This window comes from Rhizobium sp. SVR5-2C, from assembly GCF_056755115.1.
Map to the genome: position 1 here is coordinate 1 of NZ_JBNDHT010000688.1, position 228 is coordinate 228.

Below are 228 nucleotides of genomic sequence, written 5' to 3' on the forward strand. Positions count from 1 at the left end.
GTAGTGCACGTTGGCCGGCGAGAGGTGGACGCCGGTCGGTACGAGCCCGGTCACCTCGATGCCGAGACGCTCGAGCTGGGCCGGCTTGTCGGGGTTGTTCGTCAGCACCCGGACGCGCGGCACGTCGAGGGCGAGCAGCATCTGGGCGGCGACGGTGTAGTCGCGCTCGTCGGCGCCGAAGCCGAGGGCGAGGTTGGCCTGGTAGGTGTCGAGGCCGCGGTCCTGCAG

The 228-nt window shown here is 71.5% G+C and carries 1 protein-coding gene; it reads right to left on the reverse strand.

Annotation, left to right across the window (positions count from 1 at the left end; all coding sequences use genetic code 11):
• The coding region (locus tag ACPYOI_RS37380) for a GTP cyclohydrolase II (protein ID WP_481424344.1) at positions 1–228 on the reverse strand (228 nt) is incomplete at both ends.